The following is a 1756-nucleotide window of genomic DNA, read 5'->3' as shown; positions in this document are numbered from 1 at the left end:
AAATATATCTATCATAACTCAGAATATATCAACGATTTTGTACGAAATATCGATTTACCGACAAAAAGTGACATAATAAAAAGAGGAGGCTATTCGCCCCCTCTTTTTATTGTCTTACGCCTTCTTAACGAACTGTGATTTTAACTTCATAGCTCCGAAACCGTCGATTTTACAATCGATATCGTGATCGCCATCAACTAGACGGATACTTTTTACTTTCGTACCGATCTTCACAACTGAAGAAGTTCCTTTTACTTTTAAGTCTTTAATAACAGTAACTGCATCGCCATCTTGAAGAACGTTTCCGTTCGCATCTTTTACAACTTTTGCACCATCATTATTTTCAGCTTCTGTGTCTTGGCCCCACTCATGAGCACATTCTGGACATACGAAAAGAACGCCATCCTCATACGTATATTCTGAATTACATTTTGGACAATTTGGTAAAGTAGCCATAAATTCATTTCCTCCGTTCATTATTTATACGTAAAAATCAAAATTGATGTTTACATCTCGATAAATAAAATTTGTATAGCATTTCTTTATAGTGCCATAGTCTCACGTTATTGACAAGCCTACCTCAAATTCTCATTTTTTATTGTATTTTACAAAATTTCAATTCGTATGCCTTTTTTCTATTTGTTCTTCTACTAATTTTAAAAATCTTCGTTGTGCATTTTTATTTTTTACGAGCAATCGAACTCTTAACTTACTTTGTAAATATGAGCGAACTTTGTAGTTCGTAATAAATAACTTTCGATACTTCTCGTCTTCATATATCATTCGAAACCATTCATACTGCTGCAAGTAAAGTATGTTAGCATCAATCTTTTTCGTGTGTAAACCCGTACTTAAACTAATAGATCCTATTAGAGCTTCTATTAATGCTGAAATCATTTCTCTCCCCCTAATAAATAAAAGAAGAACCTTCACAAGATTCTTCTTTTCAAAATGAACGAGTTCCCTCTAGAAACCCCAATTATTTTCTTCAATATAAATTTGATATTCTTCTACTTCTTCTTCACTTAACTTCTTATTATTTTCATATACCTCTTGCCACTCGAAATAATCTTCATCGAAATAAACAGCAAATTTAATTTTCACGTTTTTCTTCTCTGTATAATCATAACCAGTAAACTCTACTACATCATAATCTTTTTCTTTCTTCACAAACTTCCAGGTTGGATTATCAGTCATAATCTCTAAAGTAACCCCTTCGCCACTTGAACGAACAACGTTTTTAATATTCGGTTCAGTTGGTAAAAAGGACAGCCCGAACGCAGCTAACCCAAACACAATCCCGACTATAATCTGTAAACCAATCATACCAGCAATACTCACGCCACCCTTTGATTGTAAGAAATACGCCTTCTCATGATCAGACGCATCTTCTCCCTTACGAAAAACACGAACAGCATGCTTATAATATAAACGGTTTCCTTTCCATCCGGTAAATATCATCATTCCTAATTGAAGAGCTAAACTAAATGTTACATAAATCCCCTCTGGAATATCTATAAAAGGGGGTATAACTATACTAGGTATAGCCAATAACGCAAATATAATAAATAACTTATACATTTTTCGATAAGCTAACCAAAAAGTTGGGAAGAAAAAGGCTACCCAATTCCATGTATTCCCTTGCGCTGGATTTTCTACTTTCCCCCACTTAAAGTCATAATAAGCTGTATTCTTTTGAACAACTTTATGTAATTCTTGTGGAGAAATCGTTTCTTGTAAAACCGTGTCCTTCACG

3 protein-coding genes are annotated in these 1756 nt (G+C 33.7%); all 3 read right to left on the bottom strand.

All coding sequences use genetic code 11. The features are described 5' to 3' along the window. Positions 1 to 114: 114 nt before the first annotated feature. On the bottom strand, positions 115 to 456 hold the full coding sequence (gene phnA, locus MR107_RS29780) for an alkylphosphonate utilization operon protein PhnA (protein ID WP_226368798.1): 342 nt from the start codon (positions 454 to 456) through the stop codon (positions 115 to 117). A gap of 159 nt (positions 457 to 615) precedes the next feature. Continuing rightward, positions 616 to 897 carry a hypothetical protein gene (locus MR107_RS29775; protein ID WP_065229545.1) on the bottom strand — a complete coding sequence of 94 codons (282 nt, stop codon included), beginning with the start codon at positions 895 to 897 and terminating at the stop codon, positions 616 to 618. Positions 898 to 966: 69 nt separating this feature from the next. After that, positions 967 to 1755 carry a DUF2628 domain-containing protein gene (locus MR107_RS29770; RefSeq protein WP_242293127.1) on the bottom strand — a complete coding sequence of 263 codons (789 nt, stop codon included), beginning with the start codon at positions 1753 to 1755 and terminating at the stop codon, positions 967 to 969. Position 1756 lies beyond the last annotated feature (1 nt).

Origin of the sequence: Bacillus cereus group sp. BfR-BA-01441, assembly GCF_022663075.1 — a bacterium.
Classification (GTDB): domain Bacteria; phylum Bacillota; class Bacilli; order Bacillales; family Bacillaceae_G; genus Bacillus_A; species Bacillus_A cereus.
Note: the sequence above shows the minus strand (reverse complement) of the source record. Positions and strands in the feature narration are given on the sequence as shown.